Annotated in this window: 11 protein-coding genes (1 of these 11 running past the window's edge); 9 read left to right on the top strand and 2 right to left on the bottom strand. The window is 63.5% G+C overall.

The annotated features are described in order from the left end of the window. Positions 1–108 precede the first annotated feature (108 nt). From NKI08_RS06720 to NKI08_RS06685, 8 genes are all read left to right on the top strand, one after another. Entirely contained in the window at positions 109–1,362 is a 1,254-nt protein-coding gene (locus tag NKI08_RS06720) for an aspartate kinase (protein WP_352471486.1), read from the top strand. A 174-nt stretch (positions 1,363–1,536) separates the two neighbouring features. Further along, positions 1,537–3,807, top strand: a complete 2,271-nt coding sequence (ptsP, locus tag NKI08_RS06715) for a phosphoenolpyruvate--protein phosphotransferase (protein ID WP_352767955.1) — start codon at positions 1,537–1,539, stop codon at positions 3,805–3,807. Between the two features lie 8 nt (positions 3,808–3,815). Then, on the top strand, positions 3,816–4,895 hold the full coding sequence (gene prfA / locus NKI08_RS06710) for a peptide chain release factor 1 (RefSeq protein WP_352491802.1): 1,080 nt from the start codon (positions 3,816–3,818) through the stop codon (positions 4,893–4,895). Further along, positions 4,888–5,757 (top strand): peptide chain release factor N(5)-glutamine methyltransferase, encoded by an 870-nt coding sequence (gene prmC / locus NKI08_RS06705; RefSeq protein ID WP_352491801.1) that lies wholly within the window; start codon positions 4,888–4,890, stop codon positions 5,755–5,757. The genes prfA and prmC overlap by 8 nt, the downstream gene beginning before the upstream one ends. A 340-nt stretch (positions 5,758–6,097) precedes the next feature. Continuing rightward, positions 6,098–7,057 (top strand): DUF4167 domain-containing protein, encoded by a 960-nt coding sequence (locus NKI08_RS06700; RefSeq protein WP_352767952.1) that lies wholly within the window; start codon positions 6,098–6,100, stop codon positions 7,055–7,057. Positions 7,058–7,295: 238 nt separating this feature from the next. After that, a complete protein-coding gene (gene clpB, locus NKI08_RS06695; protein WP_352767951.1) occupies positions 7,296–9,902 on the top strand; it encodes an ATP-dependent chaperone ClpB in 2,607 nt (868 codons plus the stop codon). Positions 9,903–10,049: 147 nt separating this feature from the next. Further along, positions 10,050–10,415: an MmcQ/YjbR family DNA-binding protein gene (locus tag NKI08_RS06690; protein ID WP_352456638.1), complete on the top strand. Its 366-nt coding sequence runs from the start codon at positions 10,050–10,052 to the stop codon at positions 10,413–10,415. 238 nt (positions 10,416–10,653) lie between these two features. Continuing rightward, positions 10,654–12,135, top strand: coding sequence for a L,D-transpeptidase family protein (locus tag NKI08_RS06685; protein ID WP_352767949.1), 1,482 nt, complete (start codon positions 10,654–10,656; stop codon positions 12,133–12,135). 165 nt (positions 12,136–12,300) lie between these two features. On the opposite strand, the gene NKI08_RS06680 is transcribed toward NKI08_RS06685, so the two are convergent. After that, positions 12,301–12,933: a TMEM175 family protein gene (locus NKI08_RS06680; protein ID WP_023675159.1), complete on the bottom strand. Its 633-nt coding sequence runs from the start codon at positions 12,931–12,933 to the stop codon at positions 12,301–12,303. A 168-nt stretch (positions 12,934–13,101) separates the two neighbouring features. Between NKI08_RS06680 and NKI08_RS06675 the strand changes: the two genes are divergently transcribed. Further along, complete coding sequence (locus NKI08_RS06675; protein ID WP_352767947.1) at positions 13,102–14,667, top strand: MFS transporter; 1,566 nt, start codon at positions 13,102–13,104, stop codon at positions 14,665–14,667. 17 nt (positions 14,668–14,684) lie between these two features. Here the strand turns inward: NKI08_RS06675 and NKI08_RS06670 are convergent, their stop codons facing one another. Next, positions 14,685–15,894 carry the 3' portion of a M23 family metallopeptidase gene (locus NKI08_RS06670; protein ID WP_352475052.1) on the bottom strand. 749 nt of this gene lie beyond the right edge of the window, so 1,210 of the gene's 1,959 nt are visible here — the last part of the coding sequence; its start codon lies beyond the right edge, outside the window; the stop codon is at positions 14,685–14,687.

Genomic DNA, 15,894 nt, shown 5'->3' with positions numbered 1-15,894 from the left:
CGATCATTTGGCTAAGGAGGCCGCGCATCGAGCGCCCGGCCACAGCTTGGCGCATTTTTCCGCTTTTCGGCCTCCGGTCCGGCATCCAGTCAAAGGCATTTCGCTTCTATGGCGCGCATCGTGATGAAATTCGGCGGAACCTCCGTCGCCGACATCGCCCGCATCCGCAATGTGGCGCGTCATGTCAAACGCGAGGTCGACGCCGGCCATGAGGTCGCCGTCGTGGTCTCGGCGATGTCCGGCAAGACCAACGAGCTCGTGCAATGGACGCGCGAGGCCTCGCCGATGCACGATGCGCGTGAATATGACGCCGTAGTCGCGTCCGGCGAGCAGGTCACTGCCGGCTTGCTGGCGATCGCGCTGCAGAATATCGGCGTGCATGCCCGCTCCTGGCAAGGCTGGCAGATCCCGATCAAGACCGACAACGCGCATGGCGCGGCGCGCATTCTCGATATCGACGGCGGATTCCTGATCAAGCGCTTCGGCGAAGGCCAGGTGGCGGTGGTCGCCGGTTTCCAAGGCATCGGGCCGGACAACCGGATCGCAACGCTCGGCCGCGGCGGTTCCGATACCAGCGCTGTCGCCATCGCGGCAGCGGTCAAGGCCGACCGCTGCGATATCTACACCGATGTCGACGGGGTCTACACGACCGATCCGCGCATCGAGCCGAAGGCGCGGCGGCTGGCCAAGATTTCGTTCGAGGAAATGCTCGAAATGGCCTCGCTCGGGGCCAAGGTCCTGCAGGTGCGCTCGGTCGAGCTTGCCATGGTGCACAGGGTGCGTACTTTCGTGCGGTCGTCCTTCGACGATCCCGATGCACCCGGAATGGGGGATTTGCTCAATCCGCCGGGAACGCTTATTTGCGACGAGGAAGAGATCGTGGAACAGCAGGTCGTCACCGGAATTGCCTATGCCAAGGACGAAGCGCAGATTTCGCTGCGCCGTGTCGGCGACCGGCCGGGCGTCGCCGCCGGCATTTTCGGGCCGCTGGCCGAGGCCAACATCAACGTCGACATGATCGTCCAGAACATTTCCGAGGACGGCAAGTTCACCGACATGACCTTCACCGTACCATCCGGCGACGTCGACAAGGCGCTCGCCGTGCTCGAGCGGCTGAAGGCGACGATCGGCTACGACGTGGTGCAGTCGGAAGCCGGCATGTCGAAGGTGTCAGTCATCGGCATCGGCATGCGCAGCCATGCCGGCGTCGCCGCTACCGCCTTCAAGGCGCTGGCCGACCGCGCGATCAACATCCGCGCCATCACGACGTCCGAAATCAAGATTTCGATCCTGATCGACGGTCCCTATACGGAACTAGCAGTTCGCACTTTGCATTCCGTGTACGGTCTGGATAAGCAGTAGCAGACTGCATCGGCCCGAAAATCGGCGGCAATTTTCGGAAGGCCGGATCGAAAGCCTTGGAGCGGCCTTTATGCGTCCAATTGGACGCACGGCGCTCTAATTGAGTTGTTGCGTTTGTGCCGCTGTGCAGGGCAACCTGCACCGGTTGAAATGCTATTGGAGGAAGAAGCCGCGATGCGTGATTCGGCCAGTGGCCCGCGCGTTTTGCTGAAACGGCTCCGCGAGCTCATGCAAGAGCCGCTGGAGCCGCAGGAGCGGCTTGACCGAATCGTACGCGACATCGCCTCCAACATGGTTGCCGAGGTCTGCTCGCTCTATGTGCTGCGCGCCGATTCGGTGCTCGAACTCTACGCCACCGAAGGCCTGAACCCGAACGCCGTCCACCTGGCGCAGCTCAGGCTGGGCCAAGGCCTGGTCGGCACGATCGCGGCCTCGGCGCGGCCGCTCAACCTCTCCAATGCACAGGAGCATCCTGCCTTCGCCTACCTGCCGGAGACAGGGGAAGAAATCTATAATTCCTTCCTCGGCGTGCCGGTGCTGCGGGCAGGGCGGACACTCGGCGTCCTGGTCGTGCAGAACAAGACCATGCGCCATTATCGCGACGACGAGGTCGAGGCGCTGGAAACAACGGCGATGGTGATCGCCGAGATGATCGCCACCGGCGATCTGGAGCGGCTGACAAGGCCCGGCCTCGAGCTCGATCTGCGCCGCCCGGTAAGCTTTACCGGCCTGTCCTTCAACGAAGGCGTCGGTCTCGGCCATGTGGTGCTGCACGAGCCGCGCATCGTCGTCACCAATCTTTTCAACGAGGACAGCGAGGAAGAGGTCAGGCGGCTCGACGCGTCGCTCGGCTCGCTCAGGCTCTCCATCGACGACATGCTGGAGCGCCGCGACGTCGCCTTCGAGGGCGAGCATCGCCAGGTGCTCGAAGCCTATCGCATGTTCGCCAACGACCGCGGCTGGGTGCGCCGGCTCGAGGAGGCGATCCGCAACGGCCTGACGGCCGAAGCGGCGGTCGAAAAGGTGCAGAGCGACATGCGTGCCCGCATGCTGCACATGACCGATCCGTATCTGCGCGAACGGATGAGCGATTTCGACGATCTCGCCAATCGGCTGCTGCGGCAGCTGATGGGGCGCGGACCGGAGGACGTCGCGGCCTCGCTGCCCAAGGACGCCATCATCGTCGCCCGCTCGATGGGTGCTGCGGAGCTGCTCGATTATCCCAGGGACAAACTGCGCGGGCTGGTGCTGGAGGACGGCGCGGCGACCAGCCATGTCGTCATCGTGGCGCGGGCGATGGGCATACCGGTCGCCGGCCAGATGAAAGGCGCCGTTTCCATGGCGGAAAACGGCGATGCCATCATCGTCGACGGCGAGGAAGGCGCGATCCATCTGCGCCCGCAGCCCGACCTCGAGGCGGCCTATGCCGAGAAAGTGCGTTTCCGCGCGCGGCGGCAGGAGGTCTACCGCGAGCTGCGCAAGAAGCCGTCGGTGACTAAGGACGGTGTCCAGGTCGACCTTCTGATGAATGCCGGGCTGGCGGTCGACCTGCCGCAACTGGCCGAAGCGGGCGCGGCCGGCATCGGCCTGTTCCGCACCGAGCTGCAATTCATGGTCGCCTCGACCTTTCCGCGCGCGGAAGCCCAGGAGCGCTTGTACCGTGACGTGCTCGAGGCGGCGCGCGACAAGCCGGTGACGTTCCGCACCATCGATATTGGCGGCGACAAGGTGCTGCCCTATTTCAAGGGCTCGATCCAGGAGGAAAATCCGGCGCTCGGCTGGCGCGCTATCCGCCTGACGCTCGACCGGCCTGGATTGCTGCGCACCCAGATCCGCGCGCTGCTCAAGGCGTGCGGCGGGCGCGAACTGAAGCTGATGCTGCCAATGGTGACGGAACTCGGCGAGATCGCGCAGGCGCGCGAGATCATCGATCGCGAGGTGCGGCATTTGTCGCGCTTTGCCCATCATTTGCCGACCAGCCTGAAGCTCGGGGCGATGCTGGAGGTGCCGTCGTTGCTGTTCCAGCTCGACGAACTGATGAAGGCGGTCGATTTCGTCTCGGTCGGCTCGAACGACCTGTTCCAGTTCGTCATGGCGGTGGATCGCGGCAACACCCAATTGTCCGACCGCTTCGACCCGCTGTCGACGCCGTTCCTGCGTGTTTTGAAGCAGATTGCCGACGCCGGGGCGCGCAACCATACGCCGGTGACCCTGTGCGGCGAACTGGCCGGCAAGCCGATTTCGGCGATGGCGCTGATCGGCCTTGGCTACCGCTCGATCTCGATGTCGCCAGCATCGATCGGCCCGGTCAAGGCGATGCTGACGGAACTGCCGCTCAGCGAGTTGGAAGCGTTCTTCGACGACAATCTGATGGCGCCGGCGCATGGCCTGCCGATGCGGGCGCTGCTGCAAGCCTTTGCCGACGACCGCTCTATACCGCTATAGACTTCGCCATGATCAACCTGCCCCGCGACCGTATGGATCAAGTCGTCAAGCGTTTCGACATGCTCGAAGCGCAGATGTCGGCCGGGCCAGCGCCGGACGCCTATGTCAGGATGGCCTCCGAATATGCCGACATCCAGGAGATGGTGGCAAAGATCAGGGCGCTGCGCGCCGCCGAGCACGAACAGGGCGATCTGGAGGCGATGCTCGCCGACAAGGGCACCGACGCCGAGATGCGGGCCTTGGCTGAGGCCGACCTGCCAGGGGTCAAGCATCACATCGAGGCGCTGCAGAAGGACATCCAAATCCTGCTGTTGCCCAAGGATGCCGCCGACGACAAGAACGCCATCCTCGAGATCCGCGCCGGCACCGGCGGCGACGAGGCGGCGCTTTTCGCCGGCGACCTGTTTCGCATGTACGAGCGCTATGCCGCGGCGCATGGCTGGCGTTTCGAGACGGTGTCGGCCAGCGAGGGTGAGGTCGGCGGCTACAAGGAAATCATCGCCACCGTTTCGGGCAAGGGCGTCTTTGCCCATCTGAAGTTCGAATCCGGCGTGCACAGGGTGCAGCGCGTGCCGACGACCGAGGCGGGCGGACGCATTCATACCTCGGCGGCGACGGTCGCGGTGCTGCCGGAAGCCGAAGAGGTCGACATCGACATCAGGGCCGAAGACATCCGTATCGACACGATGCGCGCCTCGGGTTCCGGCGGCCAGCACGTCAACACCACCGATTCGGCCGTGCGCATCACCCATCTGCCGACCGGCATCATGGTGGTGCAGGCGGAAAAGTCGCAGCACCAGAACCGGGCGAAGGCCATGCAGATCCTACGCGCCAGGCTCTACGACCTCGAGCGCAGCAAGGCGGACGAGGAACGTTCCGAATCGCGCAAGTCGCAGGTCGGCTCGGGCGACCGCTCGGAACGCATCCGCACCTATAATTTTCCGCAGGGTCGCGTCACCGATCATCGTATCAACCTGACGCTCTATAAGCTCGACCGGGTGATGATGGGCGAACTCGACGAGATCATCGACGCGCTGATCGCCGATCACCAGTCGAAGCTGCTCGCCGATATCGGCATCGATGGCTGACAGCCTGCCCGCCACGCTGGCGCCGCTGCTGCGGGAGGCGCGAAACCGGCTCACCGCAGCCGGGATCGCGGATCCGGCGCTCGATGCCAGGCTGATCGTCGAGCATTTTTCCGGCACCAGTCGCACGCAGGCCATCGCCGATCCCGGGCGCGCTGTCGATACGGACGTGACGGCGGTAATCGAAGCCGCCTTGCGGCGGCGCATCGCCGGCGAGCCGGTACACCGAATCCTTGGCTACCGCGAATTCTACGGCTTGCGCCTTTCGCTTTCGCCGCAAACGCTGGAGCCGCGGCCGGATACCGAAACGCTGGTCGAGGCTATACTGCCCTTCGTCAAGGCAATGGCGGCACGCGAGGGCTGCTGCCGCATCCTCGATCTAGGGACCGGTACCGGTGCCATCGCGCTGGCGCTGCTCAGCGCCGTTCCGGCCGCGACCGCCACCGGCGTTGACATTTCGCAGGAGGCGCTGGCCACAGCCATGCGTAATGCCGGGGAATTGGGGCTCGCCGGCCGGTTCACGCCGCTCAAATCCGACTGGTTTGAAAAAGTTTCTGGCCGGTACCATGTAATTGTCGCAAACCCTCCCTATATACCCTCAGACGACATTGGAAATCTGCAGGACGAGGTCCGCGGTTTCGATCCACGCCAGGCCCTCGATGGCGGTGTGGACGGTCTGAGCCCCTACAGGAAGATCGCCGCGGGAGCGGCAGCGTATTTGGAAGTCCAAGGCAGGATTGCGGTCGAGATCGGCCATACGCAGCACCAACAGGTTACGGAGATATTCTCCGCGGCCGGGTACCGTTCGGTCGGGGTGTTTCGTGATCTCGGCGGAAACGACAGAGTTCTTGTGTTCGAACGGTGAAAGCCGTGATGCAGTGCGAAAAAAGCGCTTGGCAATACCGGGGAATGCGGCTAGGGTCGCCTTAACCGGATGAGACGAAGCAGGCAGTGCTCTTAGCGATTCGGTTTTCCTTGGAAATAGCTGCCTTCTTGCGCAAACGACGCCCAAGCTTCGTGCGGGAATCGTCCGGCAAGTGAAGTAACCGGAACAGGATGGCACGTGGCGCCAACGCAATTGATGCGGGCGAACGCCGGTGAAGGAACGAAACGGCTGGCCGCATGAGCGCCTCCGTTCGTGAAGAGTTTTTCGAAAATTTCAAAGTGAAGAGAGTCTAATGAGGCCACAACAGCAAAACAGGCGCATGCGCGGTCGCAACAACAATGGCGGCGGCGGCAACAACAATAACAACAACAACCGTAAGGGGCCTAATCCCCTGACGCGCAACTACGAGAGCAACGGCCCGGACGTGAAGATCCGCGGATCGGCTCAGCAGATTGCCGAGAAGTACGCAACCCTTGCCCGTGACGCGCAAAGCTCCGGCGACCGGGTGATGGCGGAAAACTATCTCCAGCATGCAGAGCACTATAACCGCATCATCGCAGCCGCTCAGGCGCAGATGCCGATCCAGAACGCGCAGCAGAATCGCGATGATTTCGACGATGACGGCGACGAGGATCGCGACGAGTTCGACAATGCCGGCAACAACAATGCCAACGAGGCATCGGCTTCGGCCAATCACGGTGCCGGCCCGCAGCCGGTCATCGATGGCACGCCGGCCGAGCTGGCGCTGAACCAGGAAAACAGCCGCGACAATCGGGGCGGCCGCGACAACCGTGACGGCCGCGACAACAATGGCGGACGCCACCGTGACCGTCGCCCCAATGGCGGTTACGGCCAGAACGGCCAGCGCGGCGAGTATGGCGCGCGCGGCGAGCAGCAGGGTGGACAGCGCGTCGAACAGCCACGGCGCGACGAGACGCCGGCGCAGGCGGAGCCCGTACCGGCCGCTGAGCCGGTCTTTGTGAGCGAGCCCGCACCGCAATTCCAAAACCTTTCGCCGGCGGGTCTCGCCGCCCAGGCCGAGATCAACGAAGCCGCGGCCGAAAACAGCCCGGCACGCCGCCCCAGGCGTCCGCGCCGTCCGCGGCTCGATGTCGAACAGGCAAATGGCGGCAACGACAACGCCGGCCCTGACAGTGCCGAGACAAGCAGTGCCGAGACAAGCAATGCCGAGACTGGCAATACCGACGCTGGCAATGTCGATGCAGCGCCGGCTGAAGGCCCCGGCGGTCAAGCTGTGATCGCAGACGTCGAGAATTGATCGGAAAAACGTTCAGCCGATCTTAGCGCATCCTTTACCCTGGACGGCGGAGAGAAATCTCCGCCGTTTTTGTTTTGCGCGCTCGGAATATTATGCGTTCGCCAGTGTCGAGGCGTCTTGAGGGTCCGTGGTTTGCGTCCCATATCTTGCGTGAACAGGATCCGGCTCGAACGGGCGGGTCCGTCACCGCAATCTGATCCGGTGCCGCGAAGCGGGCCGGTGACGGAAGGAGACAGGCATGAATCTTGAAAAATATTCCGAGCGCGTGCGCGGCTTTATCCAGTCCGCGCAAACCATGGCGCTTTCCCGCAATCACCAGCAATTCACCCCCGAGCATATCCTCAAGGTCCTTGTCGATGACGACGAGGGCCTGGCTGCGTCGCTGATCGAGCGCGCCGGCGGCAATGTCCGTGACGTCAAGCTCGGCGTCGAAACGGCACTGGAGGCAATGCCCAAGGTCGAGGGCGGCAATGGCCAGCTCTATCTGGCGCAGCCGCTGGCAAAGGTGTTTTCGACCGCCGAGGAACTGGCCAAGAAGGCCAGTGACAGCTTCGTTACCGTCGAACGGCTATTGCAGGCGCTGGCCATGGAAAAATCGGCCAAGACCGCCGACATCCTGTCCAAGGCGGGTGTCACGCCGCAGGCGCTGAACCAGGTCATCAACGACGTACGCAAGGGTCGCACTGCCGATTCGGCGAGCGCCGAGCAGGGCTACGACGCGCTGAAGAAATACGCGCGCGACCTGACGGCGGACGCCCGCGCGGGCAAGCTCGATCCGGTCATCGGCCGCGACGACGAAATCCGCCGCACCATCCAGGTGCTGTCGCGCCGCACCAAGAACAACCCAGTGCTGATCGGCGAACCCGGCGTCGGCAAGACGGCGATCGCCGAAGGGCTGGCGCTGCGCATCGTCAATGGCGATGTGCCGGAATCGCTCAAGGACAAGCAGCTGATGGCGCTCGACATGGGGTCGCTGATCGCCGGCGCCAAATACCGCGGCGAGTTCGAGGAGCGGCTGAAGGCGGTGCTTTCCGAAGTCACGTCTGCCGCCGGCGGCATCATTCTGTTCATCGACGAGATGCACACGCTTGTCGGTGCCGGCAAGGCGGATGGCGCCATGGACGCGTCGAATCTGCTGAAGCCGGCGCTCGCCCGCGGCGAACTGCATTGTGTCGGCGCAACCACGCTCGACGAATACCGCAAGCATGTCGAGAAGGATGCGGCCCTTGCCCGCCGCTTCCAGCCGGTCTTCGTCAATGAGCCGACGGTCGAAGACACTGTCTCGATCCTGCGCGGCCTGAAAGAGAAATACGAGCAGCACCACAAGGTGCGCATCTCGGATTCGGCACTGGTCGCGGCCGCAACCCTGTCCAACCGCTACATCGCCGACCGCTTCCTGCCGGACAAGGCGATCGACCTGGTCGACGAGGCCGCGTCGCGGCTCCGCATGCAGGTCGATTCGAAGCCCGAGGCGCTGGACGAGATCGACCGCCGCATCATGCAGCTCAAGATCGAGCGCGAGGCGCTGAAGGTCGAGAAGGACGATGCCTCGAAGGACCGGCTCGCGCGGCTCGAGAAGGAGCTCTCGAACCTCGAGGAGGAATCGACCGAGCTGACCTCGAAATGGCAGGCCGAGAAGCAGAAGCTCGGGCTCGCCGCCGACCTCAAGAAGCAGCTCGACGAGGCGCGCAACGAACTTGCCATCGCCCAGCGCCAGGGTGAATTCCAGCGCGCCGGCGAACTTGCTTACGGCAAGATCCCGGAACTCGAAAAGCAGCTGAAGCAGGCTGAAGCCAGGGATGGCAAGGCCGGCATGGTCGAAGAAGTGGTCGGCCCCGATCACGTCGCCCATATCGTCTCGCGCTGGACGGGGATCCCGGTCGACAAGATGCTGGAAGGCGAGCGTGACAAGCTGTTGCGCATGGAAGACGAGATCGGCAAGCGCGTCGTCGGCCAGGGCGAGGCTGTGCAGGCGGTGTCGAAAGCGGTGCGCCGGGCCCGCGCGGGTCTGCAGGACCCGAACCGGCCGCTCGGCTCGTTCATGTTCCTCGGGCCGACGGGCGTCGGCAAGACCGAACTGACGAAGGCGCTGGCCAGCTTCCTGTTCGACGACGAGAGCGCGATGGTGCGCATCGACATGTCGGAGTTCATGGAGAAGCATTCGGTCGCCCGGCTGATCGGCGCGCCTCCCGGCTATGTCGGCTACGAGGAAGGCGGCGCGCTGACCGAAGCGATACGGCGCCGGCCCTATCAGGTCGTGCTGTTCGACGAGATCGAGAAGGCACATCCTGATGTCTTCAACGTGCTGCTGCAGGTGCTGGACGACGGCCGGCTGACCGACGGGCAGGGCCGCACGGTCGACTTCCGCAACACGCTGATCATCATGACGTCCAATCTCGGCGGCGAATATCTGGTCAATCTCGGCGAGGACCAGGATGTCGACGTCGTGCGCGACGAGGTGATGAATGTCGTCAGGGCTTCGTTCCGGCCGGAATTCCTCAACCGCATCGACGAGGTGATCCTGTTCCACCGGCTGCGCCGCCAGGATATGGGCCAGATCGTCCAAATCCAGCTCAAGCGGCTGGAAAACCTGCTTGTTGACCGCAAGATATCGCTTTCGCTCGATCAGGAGGCGATCGACTGGCTGGCGGCCAAGGGTTACGACCCGGCCTATGGCGCGCGGCCGCTGAAGCGGGTGATGCAGAAGGAATTGCAGGACCCGCTGGCGGAAAAGATCCTGCTCGGCGAGATCCTCGACGGCTCAACCGTCAAGGTCACCGCCGGCTCCGACCGCTTGAACTTCCGCTCGAAGCCCGCGGTCGTGGCAACCGAGGCGGCTGCCTGAGCTCAAGCCAAGAGCTTGTTCCATCCCGATCGAATCGGGATGGAATTCCTATCTTCAATCTCGACCATGATCCTTTCCGAAAAACCGGCATACCCTTTTGTTACGCCGGCCTTCGGTTCATGGTCCAACATCACTGGCGGGGCGCAGATGACGCTGGACGACTATAACAGCTTCTGCGCCTCGCTGCCTTCGGCGACCCATGTCGTGCAGTGGGGCGGCGCCCATGTCTGGAAGGTCGGCGGCAAGGTCTTCGCGATCGGCGGCTGGAGTGAGGGCAAGGAGCCGTTCGTTACCTTCAAATGCTCCGACATCGCCTATGACGTGCTGAGGGAGCAGCCGGGCCTTCGGCCTGCGCCCTATCTTGCCTCACGCGGCATGAAATGGATCCAGCGCCAGACCGGCGAAAGCATGGATGATGGCGCGCTGAAGGATTACCTGCGCGAAAGCCACCGTCTTGTCGTGCTGAAGCTGACGAAGCAGGCGCGCAAGGAATTGGGACTCGCTGCCGGTTAATCGGTCAGAAATCCGCCATCTTCATGCCCGGTTCATATTGGAACCTTATCGTTGGCAACTGATTTGCTGGCGAAGGGGTTCGCCTACCACATCGGCCCGAAATCGAGTTTTGATTTTCGCAAAGCACGATGCGGAGATTTAAAGCGTTAGAGCGTCCTTTGCGCGTCGAAAAAGACGCGCGGCGCTTTGAAGAGACAATGCCGGCGGCGGCAATTACGGACCGGAGAATTTGGCCATCATGTTGCGCACCATCTTCACCCTTTCAGCGCTTGCTGCCGGGCTGCTGGCGTCGAATGCGATGGCCTCGCCAATAGTGGATACCGCGCCACGGGTGGTTCGTGCCGCCAATGGCGGCGGCATTCTTGTCGCCCAGAACGGCAATCTCGATATCTACTACGATGCCAGGGGAAACCGCGTCATCGTCGATGCGGAGACCGGCAAGGTCATCGCCATCCAGCCGCCGCAGACCAGGCTCGACCGCCGCGCCTTGCGCCGCGAGCGCTTGCGCAACCTCGGACCGGTCGAGGACGACCGCTATTATCTCGACGACCCGCAGGACATGGCGCGCTATCGCCGCAGGCAATTGGAAGACGAGGGCAGGATCATCGTGCCGCCGGCCGACGACTACGACCTTAATGGCGACAATTCGGTGGAAGCCTTCCCCGAAGCGCCACGGGATGACGGCTACGGCAACGATTATCCGGAGGCAGCGCAGCCGGTGAGGCCGCGCACCATCGAGCGCCAGCCGCTCAACGAGGCCTCGATCGAGCCGGTCGAGCCGACGGTGCCGAACGAGCAGGCGGCCTTACCGCCAGACACAGCCCCGCCGCCAAGCACTGGCGGCAAGACGGCGGTCGACCCGTCGCTTGCGCTCGGCGCCCGCGAGGACGTGGCGGCACTGCAGGTGCTGCTCGACCGTGCCGGTGCATCGCCCGGCGTCATCGACGGACGCTTCGGCTCGAATGTCGACAAGGCGCTCGCCGCCTATAATGAGATCACCGGCAGCAATCTGAAATCGACCGACGCAATCGGCATCCAGGCGGCCCTGGCGCAATCCGGCGGCGATGCCTTCGCCTCATATACGATCACGCCCGAGGATGCGGCCGGTCCCTATGTCGCCTCGATACCGGAGGACTACAGCCAAAAGGCCCAGCTCGATCGGATGGGCTACACGTCGGTACCCGAAGCGCTGGCCGAGCGCTTCCATATGGATGAAACCTATCTGAACAAGCTCAATCCGGACGCCAATTTCAATCGTCCGGGCACCATCATCAAGGTCGCCAATTTCGGCAGGCTGGTGGCGACGCCGGTGGCGCGCATCATCGCCGATAAGTCCAATAAGCAGGTCCGCGCCTATGATGCGGCGGGCAAGCTGGTCGCAGCCTATCCGGCGACTATCGGCTCGTCCGACACGCCGTCGCCGTCCGGCACGCATGCGGTGTCGCGTGTCGCATTGGACCCGAACTACACCTACAACCCGAACATCAATTTCAAGCAGGGCGAAAACGACAGGATCCTGACCATCCCGCCGGGGCCGAACGGCCCGGTCGGCTCGGTCTGGATTGCGCTGGACAAGCCGACCTACGGCATTCACGGCACGCCGGATCCGTCCAAGATCGGCAAGACCGAAAGCCATGGCTGCGTGCGGCTGACCAATTGGGACGCGCGCGAGCTTGCCAAGATCGTGACGCCCGGCGTTACGGTGGAGTTCGTCGAGTAGGGCATGTTGATATTCAGGTGATGCCGGCCAGCAAACGGCGGCTTCCTCCGCTTCCGGTGCTCACGTACCCAAAAGTACGCTCCGCTCCGGTTCTCGGAAGCCACCATTTTCGGCTCGGCCTGACCTGAATCTCAACACACCTAAAGCGGACAGGCGTCGCTCCATTCACCCGATGACCTTGCGCAGCAGTGGCGCGCGCAGCGCTGCGGCATAGATCAGCTGCACCACCAGGATGAAGCCGACGCTGAGCAACGGGCTGATCAGGCAGAGTGCAGCGCCGACGGCCCACAGGATCTGTGCCTTGACGATGCGCAGATAGACCGTTCGGGTGGTCTCCGCGTCGACACCTTCGGCCAGAAATCCGTTTTTGTCCGCGTAGCGCCAACTGGCGAGCAGCGTCAGTCCGAGCATCAAAAGATTGAACCAGTAGACGAGCACCGCAGTCCTGAATTCGAGGAAGTCGGCGAGAAGGTCGGTCGAGAACGGCAGCAAGGCGATAAAGCCAAGGAAGCAGAGGTTCAGCGTGGCAAGCCGCCGGTCGGATTTTGCAATCAGCCCGTGTTGCGCCTGCTGGCCGAACCAGAAGATGGTCAGCGTCAGGAAGCTGAGCGCATAGGTCAGGAAGCGCGGCGCCAGTGCTGTGATCGCTGTGATTAACTCGCGTTCGGAATGCACCGTTTCATGCGCCGGCACCCTGATCTCGAGAACGATCAGGGTGAGCGCGATGGCGAACACGCCGTCGGTGATGCCGACGACGCGCCCGCGTCCTTCCGCCGAGGGTTCGAGCGGTCGTTTCATGCGGTATTTCCCCCTTGCCTGTAGCGCTGCGAGAAGCTTAGCACGGCACTTGCCGTTTGCACCCTGAGCGGCGTGATCCTGCCTGTGTGGCCAGGTTGGACCTGGTTTCAACGAGAACAGTCTGCTGGCCGGTTGTCGCCGGCGCGCCGGCGATCTAGGTAAGGCGGCATGCACACGCCAACCAAAGTCGGTACCGGCGCCGTTCCCCTGACCGGCTCACTTCCCGCCGATACGTTCTGTCCGCAGGCGCAGCGGCGGTTCGTGCTGATCGCCGCGATCCTGGCTTCTGCGCTCGGCTTCATCGACGGGTCGGTCCTGGCCATTGCGACGCCGGCGATCCGCGTCGACCTCGGCGCCAGCCTCGCCGAGGCACAATGGATTTCCAATGCCTACGCATTGACACTCTCAGCCCTCATTCTCGTCGGCGGCGCCGCCGGTGATCGCTTCGGCCTGCGCCACTCCTTCGTCGCCGGCATCGTCCTGTTCATTGCCGCCTCGCTTGCCTGCGCGCTGGCGCCTGACCCGGCGGTGCTTATTGCGTTTCGGGCTATCCAGGGTGTCGGAGCGGCCATCATGGTGCCGGGCAGCCTGGCCATTATCGCCAAAGCCTATCCGAAAAAGGAACGCGGCCGGGCGATCGGCATCTGGGCCGCAGCATCAGCACTGACGACGGCGCTCGGCCCGGTGCTGGGCGGCTTCGTGCTGTCGGCGTTCGGCGACGGCATCTGGCGGGCGATCTTCGCCATCAATCTGCCGCTCGGCCTTATCTCGGTCTATCTTCTGCTGGCCAAGGTCCCTGCCGACGCGCCGGCGGAAAAGCGCAGCCTCGATCTCGGCGGCGCTGCACTCGCCATATTGGCGTTCGGAGCTCTCGCTTACGGTCTGACCTCGATGAGCGGCGACGGGGAGGGGCTGATGTCCGGCCCGAGTATTGCCGCCGGTGCGGTTTTGCTCGTCGTGTTCATCGTCTTCGAGCGCCGGCGGCGCGAGCCGATGATCGATCTGTCGTTGTTTCGGATCGGCGCGTTCGCGGGCGCCAATGTGGCGACCTTCTTCCTTTATTTCGCGCTGTCGGCCAATCTGTTCTATCTGCCGATGCTCATGATCGCCGGATGGGGGCTGAGCGCGGCCGAGGTCGGTTTCATCTTCTTGCCGCTTTCGGCATTGATCGCAGTGTTGTCCGGACCGGTCGGCCAGTGGTCCGACCGCATCGGGCCTCGCTTTCCGATCTCCAGCGGCAGTCTGGTTGTGGCTCTTGCCTTTGCCGGACTTGCCTTGCTGGCCTATTGGGGCATCCACAATTTCTGGATCGGGGTATTCCCGCTGATGGCATTGATGGGGCTCGGCATGGCGCTGGTGGTATCGCCGCTGTCGACCGCCCGGATGACGGCGGTCGAGGACAAGGATACGGGTGCGGCCTCGGGCATCAACAACGCCGTCTCGCGCATCGGCGGCCTGATTGCCGTGGCGGCGATGGGATCGCTGGCGGCCTGGGTCTATGCTGGCGTGCTCGGCACCGCTGCCGGCTCCGGCATTCCGGGTTTCGGCGAACCGCCGCCAGCCGGCCTGGCGCCCGGCCTCGATGCGGCACGACTTGCCGCCAGCGACGCGGCATTCGCCGCCGTTGCCGCGGTGACCGCGGTGCTTTGCCTGCTTTCGGCAATCGCCGCGTGGACGACGGTTTCCGGCGAGCGGCTGCCATGGGCGCGCGACACGGCGAATCAGCACGGCTGACGACGAAAAACGTCGGCTCAGCCTTCGATCTTGGCGCTCGCGACCTTCAACTGATTGCTGTCTTCCTGCTTGAGCAGGTCGTCGATGCGTTCGCGCTCGCGCTTGAAGGCGACGAGGTCGTCGCCCTTCAGCGTCTTGCCGACCGGTAGGCGGACGCGCATCGAATCGACCTTTGTGCCGTTGACGATCAGTTCGTAATGAAGATGCGGACCGGTGGAGAGGCCGGTTGAGCCGAGATAGCCGATAACCTGACCCTGGCGAACGCGAACACCCGGCTCGATGCCTTTGGCAAAGGCGCTCTGGTGATTGTAGGACGTCTCGTAGCCATTGGCGTGACGCAAGATGATCTGCTTGCCATAGCCACCGGCCCAGCCGGCTTTTTCGACGACGCCGTTGCCCGCGGCAATGATCGGCGATCCCACGGGAGCTGCCCAGTCGGTGCCGGTATGCATTTTCACATACCCCAAAATGGGGTGGCGCCTGGCACCGAACCCTGACGTAAATCGGCCATTGGGCAACGGATTGCGCAGCAGAAACTGCTCGGCGCTGCTACCATTTTCGTCGAAGTAGTCGGTGCTGCCGTCCTGCATCTGGAAACGGTAGAAATTTCGCGTCGTGCCGCCGAAAGTCGCGGAGACGTAAAGCAGCTCGGATTCGTCAGACGCCTGGTCGTCGCCATCGGGCTGCGAGAACAGCACTTCGATGCGGTCCGTGGGATTGAGGCGCGACTGAAAGTCGACACTGGATGCCAGCAACTTGATCAGTCGTTGCGTCATCGCCTTGGACATGCCGTAGGAATAGGCGGTGCGGTAGATGCCGTCATAGACGTTCGGCAGATTGCCGCGCACTACGGGCGCAGGCGAATCGTCGAACGCCGTCAGCAATTCGGGATTTGGCTCCGGCTCCTGCGCCGGCACGTACTGGTCGTGGTCGTCGAGTGCGATGGTGACGATGTGCTGGGTCCTGTCGTACACGCTGGTGCGAACGATCTTGGCGGCGTCGCCATGGACCTCAAGCCCAACGCGCAGCACGGTTCCTGCCTTGAGGGCCGTCGCATTCAGCAATTTGGCGATCGCCTCGGCCATTCCGGTGGCATCCTCGCCGGTATAGCCCGAATCAGCGAAGGCCTCGGCAATGTCGAGATCCTTGGTGAAGGGGATGATTTCCTCGGCGAAAGCCGGCGCCTGGTCGTCGATGGCGGCACGCGGCGACACCGAGACGTTTTCC

It is taken from the genome of Mesorhizobium sp. M0768 (assembly GCF_040320195.1).
GTDB lineage: Bacteria > Pseudomonadota > Alphaproteobacteria > Rhizobiales > Rhizobiaceae > Mesorhizobium.
Note: the sequence above shows the minus strand (reverse complement) of the source record. Positions and strands in the feature narration are given on the sequence as shown.